The sequence below is a fragment of the Pseudalkalibacillus sp. A8 genome, assembly GCF_045920555.1.
Lineage (GTDB): Bacteria > Bacillota > Bacilli > Bacillales > Fictibacillaceae > Pseudalkalibacillus.
In genome coordinates, this window is sequence record NZ_CP174509.1 from 1,946,703 (window position 1) to 1,962,276 (window position 15,574).

16 protein-coding genes are annotated in these 15,574 nt (G+C 42.9%); 11 read left to right on the forward strand and 5 right to left on the reverse strand.

All coding sequences use genetic code 11. The annotated features are described in order from the left end of the window. The first annotated feature begins 3 nt into the window (after nt 1–3). The 3 genes from ACJROX_RS10115 (at nt 4) to ACJROX_RS10125 (ending at nt 2,668) form a co-directional block, all read left to right on the forward strand. Entirely contained in the window at nt 4–621 is a 618-nt protein-coding gene (locus tag ACJROX_RS10115) for a class I SAM-dependent DNA methyltransferase (protein WP_408010632.1), read from the forward strand. A gap of 93 nt (nt 622–714) precedes the next feature. Beyond that, on the forward strand, nt 715–1,389 hold the full coding sequence (locus ACJROX_RS10120; RefSeq protein WP_408010633.1) for a hypothetical protein: 675 nt from the start codon (nt 715–717) through the stop codon (nt 1,387–1,389). 16 nt (nt 1,390–1,405) lie between these two features. Then, nucleotides 1,406–2,668, forward strand: a complete 1,263-nt coding sequence (locus ACJROX_RS10125) for an efflux RND transporter periplasmic adaptor subunit (RefSeq protein ID WP_408010634.1) — start codon at nt 1,406–1,408, stop codon at nt 2,666–2,668. A gap of 96 nt (nt 2,669–2,764) precedes the next feature. Here ACJROX_RS10125 and ACJROX_RS10130 read toward each other — a convergent pair whose 3' ends face one another. Further along, nucleotides 2,765–3,418: a hemolysin III family protein gene (locus ACJROX_RS10130; RefSeq protein ID WP_408010635.1), complete on the reverse strand. Its 654-nt coding sequence runs from the start codon at nt 3,416–3,418 to the stop codon at nt 2,765–2,767. Between the two features lie 17 nt (nt 3,419–3,435). Then, nucleotides 3,436–5,205 (reverse strand): B12-binding domain-containing radical SAM protein, encoded by a 1,770-nt coding sequence (locus tag ACJROX_RS10135; RefSeq protein ID WP_408010636.1) that lies wholly within the window; start codon nt 5,203–5,205, stop codon nt 3,436–3,438. 306 nt (nt 5,206–5,511) lie between these two features. On the opposite strand from ACJROX_RS10135, the gene ACJROX_RS10140 reads away from it, so the two are divergent. The 3 genes from ACJROX_RS10140 to ACJROX_RS10150 all read left to right on the forward strand — a co-directional run bounded on the left by ACJROX_RS10140 (nt 5,512) and on the right by ACJROX_RS10150 (nt 8,215). Then, nucleotides 5,512–5,799, forward strand: a complete 288-nt coding sequence (locus tag ACJROX_RS10140; protein WP_408010637.1) for a 4a-hydroxytetrahydrobiopterin dehydratase — start codon at nt 5,512–5,514, stop codon at nt 5,797–5,799. Between the two features lie 9 nt (nt 5,800–5,808). Beyond that, complete coding sequence (locus tag ACJROX_RS10145; protein ID WP_408010638.1) at nt 5,809–6,720, forward strand: fumarylacetoacetate hydrolase family protein; 912 nt, start codon at nt 5,809–5,811, stop codon at nt 6,718–6,720. 61 nt (nt 6,721–6,781) lie between these two features. Further along, a complete protein-coding gene (locus tag ACJROX_RS10150) occupies nt 6,782–8,215 on the forward strand; it encodes an NAD-dependent succinate-semialdehyde dehydrogenase (protein WP_408010640.1) in 1,434 nt (477 codons plus the stop codon). 146 nt (nt 8,216–8,361) lie between these two features. On the opposite strand, the gene ACJROX_RS10155 is transcribed toward ACJROX_RS10150, so the two are convergent. Both ACJROX_RS10155 and ACJROX_RS10160 read right to left on the reverse strand, forming a co-directional pair. Next, a complete protein-coding gene (locus tag ACJROX_RS10155) occupies nt 8,362–8,817 on the reverse strand; it encodes a hypothetical protein (RefSeq protein WP_408010641.1) in 456 nt (151 codons plus the stop codon). A gap of 138 nt (nt 8,818–8,955) precedes the next feature. Then, nucleotides 8,956–10,167: an ornithine--oxo-acid transaminase gene (locus ACJROX_RS10160; protein WP_408010642.1), complete on the reverse strand. Its 1,212-nt coding sequence runs from the start codon at nt 10,165–10,167 to the stop codon at nt 8,956–8,958. A gap of 148 nt (nt 10,168–10,315) precedes the next feature. Between ACJROX_RS10160 and ACJROX_RS10165 the strand changes: the two genes are divergently transcribed. Next, nucleotides 10,316–10,663, forward strand: coding sequence for a YisL family protein (locus ACJROX_RS10165; protein ID WP_408010643.1), 348 nt, complete (start codon nt 10,316–10,318; stop codon nt 10,661–10,663). Between the two features lie 101 nt (nt 10,664–10,764). Here the strand turns inward: ACJROX_RS10165 and ACJROX_RS10170 are convergent, their stop codons facing one another. Beyond that, nucleotides 10,765–11,163, reverse strand: coding sequence for a hypothetical protein (locus ACJROX_RS10170; protein WP_408010644.1), 399 nt, complete (start codon nt 11,161–11,163; stop codon nt 10,765–10,767). Nucleotides 11,164–11,362: 199 nt separating this feature from the next. Here ACJROX_RS10170 and ACJROX_RS10175 point away from each other — a divergent pair, with 199 nt between their 5' ends. The 4 genes from ACJROX_RS10175 (at nt 11,363) to asnB (ending at nt 15,465) form a co-directional block, all read left to right on the forward strand. Further along, on the forward strand, nt 11,363–11,485 hold the full coding sequence (locus tag ACJROX_RS10175) for a hypothetical protein (RefSeq protein ID WP_408010645.1): 123 nt from the start codon (nt 11,363–11,365) through the stop codon (nt 11,483–11,485). Next, a complete protein-coding gene (locus tag ACJROX_RS10180) occupies nt 11,457–12,119 on the forward strand; it encodes an FIST N-terminal domain-containing protein (RefSeq protein WP_408010646.1) in 663 nt (220 codons plus the stop codon). The genes ACJROX_RS10175 and ACJROX_RS10180 overlap by 29 nt, the downstream gene beginning before the upstream one ends. A gap of 213 nt (nt 12,120–12,332) precedes the next feature. Beyond that, the gene (locus ACJROX_RS10185) at nt 12,333–13,511 is read left to right on the forward strand and encodes a pyridoxal phosphate-dependent aminotransferase (protein WP_408010647.1); all 1,179 of its coding nucleotides are present in this window, start codon (nt 12,333–12,335) and stop codon (nt 13,509–13,511) included. Between the two features lie 106 nt (nt 13,512–13,617). After that, nucleotides 13,618–15,465 (forward strand): asparagine synthase (glutamine-hydrolyzing), encoded by a 1,848-nt coding sequence (asnB, locus tag ACJROX_RS10190; protein ID WP_408010648.1) that lies wholly within the window; start codon nt 13,618–13,620, stop codon nt 15,463–15,465. The last annotated feature ends 109 nt before the right edge of the window (nt 15,466–15,574 follow it).

A 15,574-nucleotide genomic window follows, 5' to 3' on the forward strand; every position in this document is an offset into this window, starting at 1 on the left:
CAGTTGCGAAAACAAGAGGAAACTGTACGTCTGTTTAATGAATGGGCAAAATCCTATGAAGAATTTGTTCAAAACCCAAAGGGGCCGTTACTTGGTTATGACTCAAGTTTAAGTGAGGCGGCAAGCGAGTTACAGGGGTTAAAATTTTCCACCCTTTTAGATATAGGGATCGGAACAGGAGGATTTGCCAAAAGATTTAATGCTGAAACCGTACATGGAATTGATTTGTCCGGTAAAATGCTAGAGGAATGCAAAAAGTTGCATCCTGATTATATCCTTTCAAACGGTACTTTTACAAAAAATCATCAAGCATCGGCTGCCTTTGAGGTAGTCGTTTCCAGTTTTACTTTCCATGAAGTTATACCGGAAGAACGAGACGTTGCTTGTAAAGAAACTTATCGTGTCCTAAAAGAAGGAGGACTTTTCCTATTAGTAGATATCATGTTCGCTTCGGAAACCGCTAGGAACCATGCGAGAAAAATGATAGGGAAATATTGGGACGATTCGGAAGATTATCCATTGATACAGGAAATGGATGAGAGGATGAGAAACTCAGGTTTCCAGGATGTCCAATGGAAACAGACGGGACCCTATCATTGGGCGTTATTTGCGAGAAAATAAATTGAAAATATATTGGAAAAATATGATATATTCATAGAAATCTGGTACGATAGATTATGTCATCATGTTCGACATAGAAGAGGGGGATACCGGTTGGAACACCAGGTACAGGTTTGGAAAGGGCTGTTCAGGCCTGAGGAAACATTGCATACGTTAAGAGAATCCTCATCGATCCATGGGTATAGGTTCAAAGTTTTGATTTTGTTGCTTTGTAGCTCGCTTGTATTTGGTTTTCTTTTATATATAAGCGCTGCAGAATGGTTGAAACTGCCAGAAGCTATGTCGATGGAATTGACTACAGATCAAAAGCAAGCAGCTTCGATTTATATCGGAATCGGTGGAGCAATCAGCGGATTCGCATTGCCATTCATCCTTATAGGAGCATCAGCTTTATCGTTCTGGGGCTTTTTCCGAGATATCGGTTTCAGAAAGTTATTCGTTTTACATACGTATTTGTACGTCATCATTTTAATTGGTTTAGCGGTGAACATTCCATACATGCTTGCTTTCGGTTCCACTGAAATGCTGTCACCATTTGGTGTTGGACCATGGGTGAATGCGATTACCGATGATGTATTTCTGACTAGCTTTTTCGGATGGATTACAATCTTTTTCATCTGGCATATCTATGCATCAATCAAACTATTGATGGAAGCTTCGTTGAAGTCGAAACGATATGTGTGCACAGTATCTATCGGATTACATCTACTGTTCATCATTATCGTCGCTGTTATCAATACTATGTACCATTTGCCATTGAACGGATAGAATTGGAGGGCTCAGGTTGAACCGGCATATAAAAAGAGCATTGATAGGGCTACCGATCCTATTATTTATCATTTTGAATACGTACTTGTTCCTTTTGAATGAATCATTGTTTGCCAGTGAAAAGCCTTATGAAATAGCGAAAATAGAAAAACGGGACCTCCGGGAAACGATTAAGTCTACAGGAACGATCATTCCAATAGAAACCCAGGAATTTTATAATGAAGCTCATCGGGGCACATTAGAAGAAGTCCTTGTCCAAGAAGGGGATGAGGTTTCTGCAGGGTCAGAAATATTAAAGTATCAATCAACGGATATTGAAAACCAGATTACGGCATTGGAAAATGAAATCGATGAGCTTGAGACAGAACAGGAATATTATGAAGATCGTGAAACAGTCCTAGCTGGGCAAATCCGTACAGAATCTAATAAGGATGAAGAAGAGAAGAACGAGCCCAACATCTTTTTACTTGAGCAGCAGAAAGCGGATGCTTCCTATCAAGCAAAGCGTATTGATCGGTTAATCTCAAGCAAAGAAAGTGAAGTTACACAATTGGAATCCAAGCTGGACGAGAAAGTGGTTAAAAACAAGGTTGCAGGAACTGTCCAAAAGGTGAATGTGAATGCAGGATCAGATGAAGAACCGGTCGTCGTCATTTTGAGTGAGAATCAGGTTATGGTTAGAGCTTATCTTTCTGAAGAAGATGTATTGCTTTTAAGAGAGGGAGATGAGGTAGCAGTAAGCTCCTCTCGGGGAGAAGGTAGGAAAGGGCTCATAACGGAAATAGGTCTTCCAGATCAGAAAAAGGAAGATTTAAGGTTTCCGGTGGAAATAGAGCTTGATTCTGAAGGGGAAAACCAATTGCCCGTCGGCACCACGGTTGAGGTTTCCGTAAATCCGGTCGCTGTTGAAGATGCAGTAGCTGTGAAGCACGAATGGGTTCTCCAAGATGATGGTGAAGAGTATGTCTTGGTTGTGAAGAATGATTATATCGACAAACGGAAGGTCAGCTTCGGTTTTGAAAATGAAACCTATAAAGAAGTGACCAAAGGATTGAAGGCAGAGGAAACGATCATGACTGAGCCGAATATTCTCCTTGTAGAAGACATGGAGATTAAAACGAAGAGTACAGGTAAAAAGAAGAGCGAGTCAGATGGACAACAGAATCCTGAAGGTGGAGAACAAGAAGGTGTCGATCCTTCAGAAGAGGAACCAACAATAGACATTACAGATAGGAAAGATACTTTGGATACTGACCCGGAAGATGAAGGAACAGAATAGAAAAATCAGAAAGAGGAAGGTTCGTAAAGACAACCATCCTCTTTCTTTCGTTATTGGGTTCCACCGATATTTTTCTGGATTGCACCGATAAATGGTTCAGGCCATTTGAATCGGAAGGATGTATAGGAGTATGGCAAAAAAGTGTGCCGCAGAACCTGCCAAGACGAAAAGGTGCCAGACTGCATGGTGATAAGGGAAGCCGCGCCATACATAAAACACGGTCCCGACTGTGTATAATACTCCGCCGATGATGAAAAGCTGCATGCCAGTACTTGGCATCGTCGTCATCAACGGTTTCCAAGCAATTAAAGCCAACCATCCCATCACGATGTATATGATGGTTGAAATGAACAGGAACTTTTTAACGAAAAATGCTTTGAAGAAGACCCCAACGATCGCAATCCCCCAGACGACTCCGAACAATGTCCATCCCAGTGCGCCTTTGACGACGATGAATAAAAAAGGTGTATACGTGCCGGCAATGAAGATATAGATGGCCGCATGATCGAAAATCTCAAAAAGATCTTTCGTTTTTCCTTCTGGAAAGCTATGCACCAATGTTGAAGCGGTGTATAGCAAAAGCATGGATGCACCGTAAATCGAGAAGCTGACCACATGCCAGACCGATCCATCCAATGCTGACATGACCACGAGGAATACAAGTCCAACAATGCTGAACAGTGCCCCTATCCCATGTGTGATCGCATTGGCTATTTCTTCTTTCCGGGTATACGTATGAGTATTCGCCATTATAGACCTCCTAAGGTTTATACGATTTCAGTTGTTTTCGTTCGTTCATCGCCAAGAGTGAAAGAAGTGGCGGTTTTTGTTTTAGGATCGAAATAGACGATCAGCAGTGTCTCTTTTCTAACAAGATTGCCTTCTTTCAAAAATGTATCTAGATCAAAGGACAAGCGTTCGATCATGACATGCTTGTGCAATTCCTTTTCACTCAAGTTGAGTTTATTAAAATCCTCTGAAACTTTTTCAGGATGTTCAGCCATTAAACGCAGGTATGCAGTTTGTGTCGCCTTATCCATCGAAAAATCCCACCATGGCTTGCGAGGTTTGTGCTTTTGGCGGATGAAATAATCATACTTCATCAAGCCTTCTACGATTTCAAGCTGCGGGATGCTCCGATCACTTAAGAAAGAATAGAGACGTTTGAACAAGTCTTCAAGCTGATGTCCGATCCGTGACCATCCACGTGTCTCCCAATAGTCTCCGAACTGCTGGAAGAAATCGAAAGCCGAAGGAAAGACGTGATCGATCAAATAACTGACAGTCGTGTCCATACGGTGGTCATTCCAGAATTTCTCCAACACATCTTCAACCCGTTTGATCTTGATGATTTCATCAAAGCTCAATACATTGTTACCGAGAATCTCATATGGCGCTTTTTCCATATAGATGTAATCATGGTTTTCCGCACGTATCCGCATACCTGTTCCTCTCAGCATTTTCAAAAATCCAAGCTGGACTTCCTCAATTCGGAAAGCAAACACATCGTTGAACGTTTTACGGAAAGAGTCGTAGTTTTCCTCTGGCAAACCGGCAATCAAATCCAGGTGCTGGACGATCTTACCGCCGTCACGCACCGTGGTCACAGTCCTTGTTAGTTTTTCGAAATTCTGGCGACGTTCAACAAGTTCATTTGTATTGTCATTCGTCGATTGGACACCGATTTCGAAACGGAACAATCCAACAGGTGCATGCTCATTCAAGAATTCGATGACTTCCGGGCGCATGATATCCGCTGTGATTTCAAACTGGAAAATGGTGCTAGGAAGGTGCTCTTTTATCAAGAAATCAAACATTTCCAACGCGTAATCCCTTCGGATGTTGAACGTCCGATCGACAAACTTGATCGTTCGGGCTCCATTTTTCATCAAGAAACGGATCTCTTCCTTCATCATTTCGATGTCGAAGTATCGGACACCTACCTCAATTGAAGACAAGCAAAACGCACAGGAATACGGGCAGCCCCTGCTTGTCTCGATGTATGTCACCCGTTTCGATAGCTGAGGAAGATCTTCTTCAACACGAAAAGGGGAAGGGACTCTTTTCAGATCGAGCTTCGGCCTGGGAGCAGTCCGGAATGGTTTCCCGCCTTTCATGTAGGCGAGTCCGGCAACAGATTCGATGTCTTCGTTTTCTTCTATCGCGTATAATAGGTCCTTGAAGGTTTCTTCCCCTTCCCCGATGACGATGTAATCGACATGATCGAGGCGTTCGAGCCAATGAGGGACATCATAAGAAACTTCCGGCCCGCCAAGGACGATTTTGATGTCAGGTTTGATCTTTTTCAACATTTCGATGATCGGAATCGTTTCTTCAATGTTCCAAATATAACAACTGAAACCGATCACATCAGGGTTTCGTGAATACAAATCACTGACGATGTTCATGACCGGATCTTTGATCGTGTATTCAGCCATATCGATATCGAAGTCAGGCTCGCAATAAGTTTTCAAATACCTTAAGGCGAGGCATGTATGGATGTATTTAGCATTCAAGGTGCTTACAACTATGTTCATTTTTTTCACTCCACTTCGGTTAATAATAAATTGCGAATTTTCGACGTACAGGACGTACTAGTACCGGTGTGAACATTGGACGTGACGTTTTTAACCGGTGCTTGCTTCTAATTAACCGAAAAAATAAATTGTACTATATAACAACTCATTTTATCACATTTTGCCAGGTAACTTCACTATTATTGCGAAAAGAGGATTTTTAAAGGGAGAATGGAAGTATATACGTGAGCCCAAGCGAATGGTTTTACATAAGCAATCGGTTTGCACAAGATCAGGTAAATATTCAGTAAAAAGGAGGCCTTTTAATTGGAACGATTTACGGAAGATCAAATAAATGTGAGACTTCAAGAGCTTGATGGCTGGAAACTGACCGATGAAAAATGGATTACGAAGAAATATCGATTCAGTGACTATTTGGATGGGATCGATTTTGTCACACAAATCGCCAATCTTTCTGAAGAGGTCCAGCATCATCCGCTCATTTCGATCGACTATAAACTCGTAACGGTCAAACTATGCTCTTGGCAGGCAAATGGCTTGACTGATGTGGATTTTAAGCTTGCTGCTGACTATGACCGTATCCATAATCAATAGGAGGAAGATATGAAATTCATCTATGGAAATCATCAAAATGTACCGATCGTTGCTGTTATTTTAGAAAATGAACCTGAGAAAGCACTTGATCTAACAAGTGCGGCCTCTGTGTTAAACGTGGATTTTCCGAGCACTCTGCTTGAAGCAATCGAGCTTGGTGATCAATTCTTGCAGCTTGTAGCGGATGTACAAGAGCAATTACGGGAACAGGGCCAAACAGGCAACTACACTGTTGATGTCGAATCTTTCGAACTGCTTGCTCCGATTCCGCGTCCGACGAAAAACATTTTTTGTGTAGGGAAAAATTACCTCGATCATGCCCTGGAACTTGGCACAGAAGCGGACGTCCCGGAAGTGCCGATGATTTTTTCTAAAGCCCCGACAACGGTGACCGGTCCTAATCAGCCAATCATCATCCCGACAGAGGTGTCGACCGATATCGATTATGAGGGAGAACTTGCTGTCGTCATCGGCAAGAAAGGGAAAGCCATCTCCAGGGAAGAAGCGTATGATTATGTGTTTGGCTACACCCTCATCAATGATGTAACCGCAAGAGACCTTCAGAGCAAGCATAAACAATTTTTAATCGGAAAAAGCTTGGACACTAGCTGCCCGATGGGACCAGTTCTGGTTCATAAATCTGCAGTCCCTGATCCTCATGATTTACATATCACTACTTACGTTAATGGTGAGACACGCCAAAGTTCTTCTACAGCCAAAATGATTTTTTCAATACCGGAATTGATTGAAGTCCTGTCGAAAGCGATGACCCTTGAGCCTGGTGACATCATTGCGACTGGGACGCCTGCTGGAGTAGGGAAGGGATTCAAACCGCCTAAATATCTTAAAGCAGATGACATCGTCGAAGTTGAAGTGGAAAACATCGGTGTTCTTTCAAATCCAGTATGTACTGATGTTTAATCGTCCGCACCAAATGGAATTGTAAAGTAGATACGATCATATTAAATATGGAGGCGTTACGATGGATAAAGGCATTTTTATCAATAATGAATGGTCTGATTATGATCTGGAAAAAGTCAAAGTAGTGAATCCTGCAACAGGTGATCTCGTTGGTACAGTTCCAAAGGGCGGGAAAAAAGAAGCGAAAATGGCAATCGATGCAGCACATGACGCGTTTCCATCGTGGTCGAATTTGACAGCTTATGATCGCGCAGCCTATCTAGAAAAATTGCATGATTTGATGCATGAACATGAAGATGAGCTGGCCAAGCTCATGACTGAAGAAATGGGTAAGCCATTGAAAGAATCCAAAGGTGAAGTCCAGTATGCCGCATCCTTCCTTAAATGGTTTGCTGAAGAAGGAAAACGTATTTACGGCCGGACGATCCCTTCATCAAAAGAGAATAAAAGAATGCAAGTCATCAAGCAACCAGTCGGTGTTGTCGGTGCGATTACACCATGGAACTTCCCGGCAGCCATGATTACCCGGAAGCTAGGTCCTGCGTTAGCTGCAGGATGTACGTTTGTCGTCAAACCACCGAATGAAACACCGTTGACTGCTGTCCGTCTAGTAGAGCTTTGTCAAGAAGCGGGTATTCCGAAGGGTGTCGTCAACCTGGTATCCGGTAAATCCTCTGAAATCGGGGAAGAGCTTCTATCGAACCCGAAAGTCAGAAAAGTAACATTCACTGGCTCGACAGAAGTCGGAAAGCTATTGATGAAACAAGGTGCAGAGCAGGTTAAAAATATGTCCTTAGAACTTGGTGGACATGCACCGATCGTCGTTCTGGATGATGCGGATATCAAGTACGCAGCCCAACAGACGGTTGCCTCTAAGTTCCGTAATGGTGGACAGACGTGTATATGCGGTAACCGGATTTATGTCCAGGAAAAGATTTATGATGAATTCATCGAGGAAGTCGTTGCTGTAACGGAAAAACTGAAGGTCGGCAATGGCTTTGAGGATGATACTGATATCGGACCAATGATCAATAAGGACGCATATGAAAAGGTTGAAAAGCATGTGCAGAATGCAATTAAACAGGGGGCGAAGTGTGTCGTCGGCGGAAAAGGCCAAGAAGCCGAAAACGGAACATACTTCTATGAACCGACTGTACTCATTGATGTAGAGCCAAGCATGTTGATCATGAACGAAGAGACCTTCGGCCCTGTAGCACCGATCCAGAAGGTGAAAACCGATGAAGAAGCTGTGAAGTATGCGAACATGACACCGTATGGATTAGCCGCTTATGTGTTCAGTGAGCATTACAGCCGTGGGTTGAAAGTCGTCGAGGCCCTTGATTATGGTATTGTCGGATGGAATGATGGCGTCCCATCAGCTGCACAAGCACCATTCGGAGGCATGAAACAGAGTGGACTAGGACGAGAAGGCGGAATTGAAGGTATTGAGGAATACCTCGAAACGAAATATATCTCGATCGGGTTGAAAGAATAGGTATGAAGAAGGAAAAAGGGTTGGCTAATGGGTGAACAACGCCCGGGGTCAACCCTTTTTCTACTTGCTTGCGGTAGATTTTTGTTTTTCCCTAAGTACCTTAGAGAGCAGAAAAACGGGTGCAAGGTACTTATCGGATTATAAGTTCACTTCAACACTGCCCGGTTATGGACACGGATGGTATTTTCTTTTTTCCTGTGAAACAATGGCGATGCCACAAGCAGCAGGGAAACAATCAAGGTCATATAGAATCCGAATGTGACGATGGTTCCCGAATTGGAGAGGATGTACAGACAGCTCAACACGGCGATCACACCTGCCGTACAATCCAGGTAGATGTTTGCATTGTACTTCGATAACAAGCGGACCAAAACAAATACGGAAATGACAGGTGCCAGGAGCATCAAATATAACGAATACATTTGTTCATTGTTGATAGTGATCACACCCAGGCTGCTCAATTGATTTGCGAGCGCATTCGTTTTATAAGGGATAGAGTAACCCGCGACTGGTACGACAGTGACAATGATAGGGATCTTCAGCCAGGGGAGTGCAAAACTTCCGAGCAGAGCGATATGTAACCAGATTCGTACGTTTATCATATGCGGACCCTCCAAAAGATGAAAATAAGATAAGCTATCATAGACATATTCACCTTTTTCCGCAATAAGAACTGAAGATAGTCCTAAAACTTAAAAGAACAGACCCAAAAATTGGCCTGTTCTTCATTAATGCTTCTTTTATGCTTCAAGCACTTCTTTGATTTTTCCGATTGCCCACTCGAGATCTTTCTTTTCAATGACAAGCGGTGGTGCGAAACGGATCACAGTGTCATGCGTTTCCTTACAAAGCAATCCTTTTTCTTTCAACTGTTCACAATAAGGGCGTGCAGCTTCAGTCAGTTCAACACCGATGAATAATCCTCGTCCGCGAACCTCTTTGATCTTCGGATTGTTGATTTTCTTCAATTCTTCTTGGAAGTAGTTCCCTAATTCTAAGGAACGTTCTACCAATTTTTCCTCTTCTAAAACCTCGAGAGAAGCTATGGATACCGCACATCCTAATGGGTTTCCTCCAAATGTGGAACCGTGGGAGCCTGGGTTGAAAACACCTAAGATATCTTTGTTGGCAGCAACGCAGGAAATAGGGAATACTCCACCTCCAAGTGCTTTACCAAGAATATACACGTCTGGCTCAACGTTTTCCCAATCACATGCGAACGTTTTGCCTGAGCGTCCTAAGCCGGATTGGATTTCATCGGCAACCATCAATACATTTTCTGATGTACATAATTTACGTGCTTCTTTCAAGTACCCATCAGCAGGGATGTTGATCCCGGCTTCACCCTGGATCGGTTCGAACAAGAATGCTGCCGTATTTTCCGTGATGGCATTACGTAAAGCTTCAATGTCACCGTATGGGATGACCTTGATGCCAGGAAGCATCGGGCCGAAGCCACGTTTATATTCTTCCTCTGAAGAGAGGGAAACTGCTGTCATCGTCCGACCGTGGAAGTTGCCTTCGCATGCAATGATTTCAGCCTGGTTATCAGCAACCCCTTTTACATCATAAGCCCAGCGGCGGGCTGTTTTGATCGCTGTTTCAACAGCTTCAGCGCCCGTGTTCATTGGAAGGATCATGTCTTTATTCGTCAGTTTTGATACTTTTTCATAAAATGGAGCTAACTGATCATTGTGGAATGCACGTGATGTGAGTGTTACACGATCAGCCTGTTGTTTAAGAGCTTTGATGATCTTCGGGTGACGGTGACCTTGGTTGACTGCAGAATAGGCACTCAGCATATCCATATATTCATTACCCTCAGGGTCCTTAACCCATACACCTTCAGCTTCTGAAATTACGATAGGGAGTGGGAGATAGTTCTTTGCTCCATATTGTTCTGTCTTCGAAATGATTTCTTCTGTTCCATGTTGGTTTCTTACTTTACTCATGTGGCTCACTCCATTCTTTTCATTTGTTTTTGGCTCTTTTTCCATTATAAATGAAAACGCTATTGCAATACACCCTCAGCATCAGATTTCCATTTTAGAAGGGGTTCTGATATGATGAAATCGATGAGTTCTAGAGGAGGAATGCTGGATGCTTCATGCACATGTCACGTCATGGGCGATTGCGATCATCCTGTTTTTTGTAGCGTATTTCTTAATGAAAGCAGGTAAAGCAAAAGGCCATAAGATCACAAGCATGATATTGAGATTATTTTATGTATTCATTATTGTCACCGGCGGAATGAAGTTCATCCAATATTTATCAGGTGGTTATTATGCAATCAGTCTATTTGTCAAAGCGTTGGCTGGTATTTGGGTGATCGGGAGCATGGAAATGGTACTTGCGAAAGCGAAAAAAGGTGCTTCTGTCACCGGAATGTGGATCATGTTCTTCATTTCCCTTATCCTTGTTTTATATTTAGGCTATAGTGTATTGTAAAACTTAAATCAATTAAGAAAGAGCTTTATCCAGAGCGGCAGCATGAGAACCAACAAGTGTGGCACACATGTCTAAGCCGGACGGACAAGCTCTTTTTTCATTCATTCAGTAAAACCATCCTCAGCAATGATGGCCATAATCGCTCTTTCGATTGTTTCATCTGTTGGATTCGCTTCATAATAATGATCGATTTTTTCAATGATTTGCTTTGGAGTTTCGATATTGATGTCCCTTTCCTTCAGTCCTTTTGCTAGATGGATTGCAAATGTTAGGCGGTCGCGGTCTGTGAATGACTGCCATTCCTGGCCGGTCTGTTTCAATATTTTTTCAGGTGAATTTGAAGGATAATCGGCTTGCTTTCGGTCTTCTTGTCTCTGTTCCTTCATTTGGTCCATGCGTTCATCATCTATAAAAATATTCGTCAACTCAGGACTTACGGCTATAGAAGACACTCCAAACAAAACTGCGATCGTAAGTATAGCGAATAAAAAATTTTTCATATGTATCAAGCCTTTATCTTTTTGAATGTATTTATCAGTATAACACTTTAGGACAGAGTGGTTAATGCTCATTTTTACAAATAGGGGAATTTTATCAATTAAAAAGGTGTTTTGATAGAAAGTGAAGATGACCAGAACAAAAGACCTAGTTGTCATGTGTAAAAGTGGTAAAATAGGAGTTTATACACCCCGGTGAAGGATGAAGAGATTGACTGGAATGGTCGATAAAAGAGGTAGATGTGTCTTAAATAACGAACAGGTCATTTCAATCGATGCTGGGGAAGGGTGTAAAAATGAAGACAGTCAGCACGATTTATCATAATAGAAAACAACTAGAATCATTTATAGAATCGAAAAAAATACAATCAGACAAAAACGTGTTGATCCAGATTTATACAGCTGAGGGGAAAGTCCGTGTTTCCAGACTCTGGGAGTTGCTTTCCCAGTCATTACCCGAGGCTGCAATCATAGGTGCCACAGTGGACGCCACTTATTGCAGTGCAATTAAGACAAGCGGGACAGCTGTCTCCTTCACTGTATTCGATAAAGTACAGGTTAAAAGTATCGGCGTTTCATTTAAAGAAAGTGTATCGGGGTATGAATACGGAGTCGAAATCGGCGCCCAGATCATCAAACCAGATACGAAAGCAGTCATTCTCTTTGGGAGCAGCCACACACTTACTAACAGGGCTGTGCTGAAGGCGTTGGAGGAACGTTTCCCACATACGGTTATGGCAGGCGGGAACGCAGTTCCGGTTGGAGAAAAGAACGTAGAATTTTTGGTGACTAATGACGGATTGATCGATTCAGGTGTTACAGCTGTCAGTCTATCAGGTGATGAGTTGATCGCCTCTGTCCACGCTTATTCGGAATGGAATACGGTAGGTCGGTCATTTACAGATTTTCCGAACGGGAAAGCCCATGCAGGGCATAGCCCGCCTTTAGGGATGGGATGAGAGTGAGAACGGATACGGAGCACCGCTAAAATCGGAAAGGTTTTGTGGTACTTCAAGTATCCGAAAATTTCACTCTCTTTTTGTTGTTACTCCCCCTAAAATTCTTGTTTTTCGATATAAATCCCTTTACATTTAGTCATTTACACTTTAACATAAATGATTAGAATTTTACGACAATTACACTTAAACTTTTCCGTACAGGAGGTTATCAGTTTGGCTCGTTTTCAACAATCAGAATCCATCAAACGTTTACCCGAACAATTTTTTGCAAAACTTGTAAATAAAATTGAACCTTACTACCAAGCAGGTTATGACATGATCAATTTAGGGCAGGGAAATCCAGACCAGCCGACACCAGAACATATTATCGAGGCTCTCCAAATATCGGCAACCAATCCGATTCATCATAAATATCCGCCTTTCCGCGGCCACACCTTTCTTAAAAAAGCTATCGCAGACTACTATAAACGTGAATACGATGTGGATTTGGATCCGGAAAAAGAAGTCGCCGTCCTATTCGGAGCAAAGGCTGGTCTCGTAGAAGTAAGCCAATGCCTTCTGAATCAAGGAGATACTGTATTGGTACCTGACCCAGGTTATCCTGACTATGAGTCAGGTATCGCCATCGCTGGGGCAAAACAATACAGAATGCCTTTGAAAAAGGAAAATGACTTCCTTCCTGATTATGATTCAATTCCTCAAGAAGTCCTACAACAAGCGAAGTTGATGTTCTTGAACTATCCGAACAATCCGACAGCAGGGATCGCAACCTCTGAATTCTTCGAAGAAACGGTCAGGCTTGGGGAAAAAACAGGATGCTGTATCGTGCATGACTTCGCTTATGGCTCGATCGGTTTTGACGGTAAAAAACCAATCAGCTTCCTCCAGACAAAAGGGGCGAAAGAAGTAGGTGTCGAAATGTACACCCTCTCAAAGACATACAATATGGCTGGTTGGCGTGTCGGATTTGCGTTAGGGAATGAGGAAGTTGTTGAAGCAATCAACCTTATCCAGGATCACTATTATTGCGGAATGTTCGGAGGTATACAAGAAGCGGCGGCCACGGCATTGAACGGACCGCAGGACTGTGTGCACGAGCTTACTGCGATATATGAAGACCGTCGTAATGGCTTCATTTCAATACTGAAAGACAATGGCTGGGATGTTGATTATCCTAAAGGATCCTTCTTCTCATGGCTTCCTGTCCCTGAAGGATATACATCGGAGGAATATGCTGAACTTTTGATTGAAAAAGCCCATGTCATCGTCGCGCCAGGAAACGGATTCGGAGAGACTGGAGAAGGATTCGTGAGGGTTGGCTTGAATTGTGAAAAGGACCGTTTGCTTGAAGCGGCAGACCGGATGATCAACGTACATTCCAAACATCTCTGATTCTAAAAATCAGAAACCATCGTGTGGGCACATTTCACTTTTCTGCGCATAAAGTGTGTAGAGAGATGTGAGGATTATCGAATCCCTGGAAGGATGAGGTAACAAAATGTGTGGGATCACAGGATGGATCAATTTCAAAGAAAATTTGGCGAAAGAAACGACAACGATACAAAAGATGGCATCGACATTAGGGAAACGTGGACCAGATGCTACTGCGAATTGGACCGATCCTCAGGTTGCATTCGGGCATGCTCGCCTGATTGTTGTGGATCCAGCTGGTGGCGGACAACCGATGAAGAAAGTCCAAAACTCTAACCATTATACAATGGTGTATAACGGCGAATTATACAACACGGAAGACATTCGTAAAGTTTTGCTATCAAAGGGTCATCAATTCGATTCGCATAGCGATACGGAAGTCCTTCTGTCCAGCTACATCGAATGGGGAGAGAACTGTGTCGATCACCTAAATGGCATTTTCGCTTTTGCAATCTGGGATGAGAAAAAGAAGCAGGTTTTCATGGCTCGGGATCGACTCGGGGTAAAACCTTTATTTTACAGTGAGAATGGCGGTTCCTTGCTCTTTGGTTCAGAATTGAAGGCGATTATTGCTCATCCTCTCATGAAAGCTGAGGTAGATCGGGAGGGTTTGCAAGAAATTTTCGGATTGGGACCTTCGAGGACACCAGGCCACGGAGTATATCGAGGGATCAAGGAGTTAAGGGCAGGGCATGCGTTAAGATTCGACCAGAATGGTTTGAAAAGCTGGCGCTATTGGGATGTGAAAAGTGAAGATCATACAGATTCGTTTGATGAAACGGTTGAAAAAGTGCGGTGGCTGCTGCAAGATGCCGTTGAACGACAATTGGTGGCCGACGTACCGGTCTGCACTTTCCTTTCAGGCGGTGTAGATTCCAGTGCGATCAGTGCATTTGCCTCTCGTTATTTTCAACAAGAAGGGCGTGGGACCCTACACACTTACTCGATTGATTATGAAGAGAATGAGAGGTATTTCAAAAAAAGCACTTTCCAGCCGAATTCTGACGGACCATGGATCAATATCATGAGGGAATATTTGAAAACCGTCCATCACACCTCCGTAATCGATAATGCAAAATTAAAGCACTACCTGAAAGCGGCGGTTCATATGCGGGACTTACCAGGGATGGCAGATGTCGATTCATCCCTGCTCTGGTTCTGCGAGGAAATCAAACGGCAATTCACAGTAGGTTTGTCGGGAGAATGTGCAGATGAAATATTCGGAGGTTATCCGTGGTTTTATCGACCGGAATTGCTGGATAGGGCAGCTTTTCCTTGGATGCATTCCACTGATGAACGTGAATCGATTTTACGTCCTGACTTACGAAAAAAGCTTGCGCTGAAAAATTACGTTCAAGATCGTTATCAACAGACAGTGAATGAAACCCCTAAGCTTGATGGCGAAAAACCTGCTGAAGCGAGAAGAAGAGAGATGTTCTATCTAAATATGCATTGGTTCATGGCCACACTACTAGATCGAAAAGATCGCATGAGCATGGGCGCTAGTCTCGAAGTAAGGGTTCCGTTTGCTGATCATAGGATTGTTGAATACGCATGGAATATCCCTTGGGAGATGAAGATGCATGAAGGCAGGGAGAAAGGGATTTTGCGAAAAGCACTTGAAGGTATCCTTCCGCATGAAATTTTGTATCGGAAAAAAAGTCCATATCCGAAAACGCATCATCCGGAATATACACGTCTTGTAAAAGAGTGGCTCAGCTCCATTATTGAAAAGGATTCTTCACCGATTTTAGAGTTAGTCGATCGAAATAAAGTGAAGGAAATCATCGAATCAGACGGTGAAGCATTTAAAACACCTTGGTTCGGCCAGTTGATGACAGGACCTCAATTGATCGCCAATCTTGCACAAATAAATACATGGTTAGAAGATTATAATGTGGATATTGTAGATTGATAAAATTGTTAGAAGCGACTCTTTACGGAGTTGCTTTTTTGTTTGGAAACTTTTTGAACGCAAAATTTACCGAAAAGGAAAAATAGGACCGAAAAACATTAAATCCGCC

Coding starts and splice junctions, on each gene's coding strand:
- ACJROX_RS10130 (WP_408010635.1), bottom strand. CDS start 3,418: ATGGCGAATACTCATACGTATACCCGGAAAGAAGAAATAGCCAATGCG.
- ACJROX_RS10135 (WP_408010636.1), bottom strand. CDS start 5,205: ATGAACATAGTTGTAAGCACCTTGAATGCTAAATACATCCATACATGC.
- ACJROX_RS10145 (WP_408010638.1), top strand. CDS start 5,809: ATGAAATTCATCTATGGAAATCATCAAAATGTACCGATCGTTGCTGTT.
- ACJROX_RS10150 (WP_408010640.1), top strand. CDS start 6,782: ATGGATAAAGGCATTTTTATCAATAATGAATGGTCTGATTATGATCTG.
- ACJROX_RS10155 (WP_408010641.1), bottom strand. CDS start 8,817: ATGATAAACGTACGAATCTGGTTACATATCGCTCTGCTCGGAAGTTTT.
- ACJROX_RS10160 (WP_408010642.1), bottom strand. CDS start 10,167: ATGAGTAAAGTAAGAAACCAACATGGAACAGAAGAAATCATTTCGAAG.
- ACJROX_RS10165 (WP_408010643.1), top strand. CDS start 10,316: ATGCTTCATGCACATGTCACGTCATGGGCGATTGCGATCATCCTGTTT.
- ACJROX_RS10170 (WP_408010644.1), bottom strand. CDS start 11,163: ATGAAAAATTTTTTATTCGCTATACTTACGATCGCAGTTTTGTTTGGA.
- ACJROX_RS10175 (WP_408010645.1), top strand. CDS start 11,363: ATGAAGAGATTGACTGGAATGGTCGATAAAAGAGGTAGATGTGTCTTA.
- ACJROX_RS10180 (WP_408010646.1), top strand. CDS start 11,457: ATGAAGACAGTCAGCACGATTTATCATAATAGAAAACAACTAGAATCA.
- asnB (WP_408010648.1), top strand. CDS start 13,618: ATGTGTGGGATCACAGGATGGATCAATTTCAAAGAAAATTTGGCGAAA.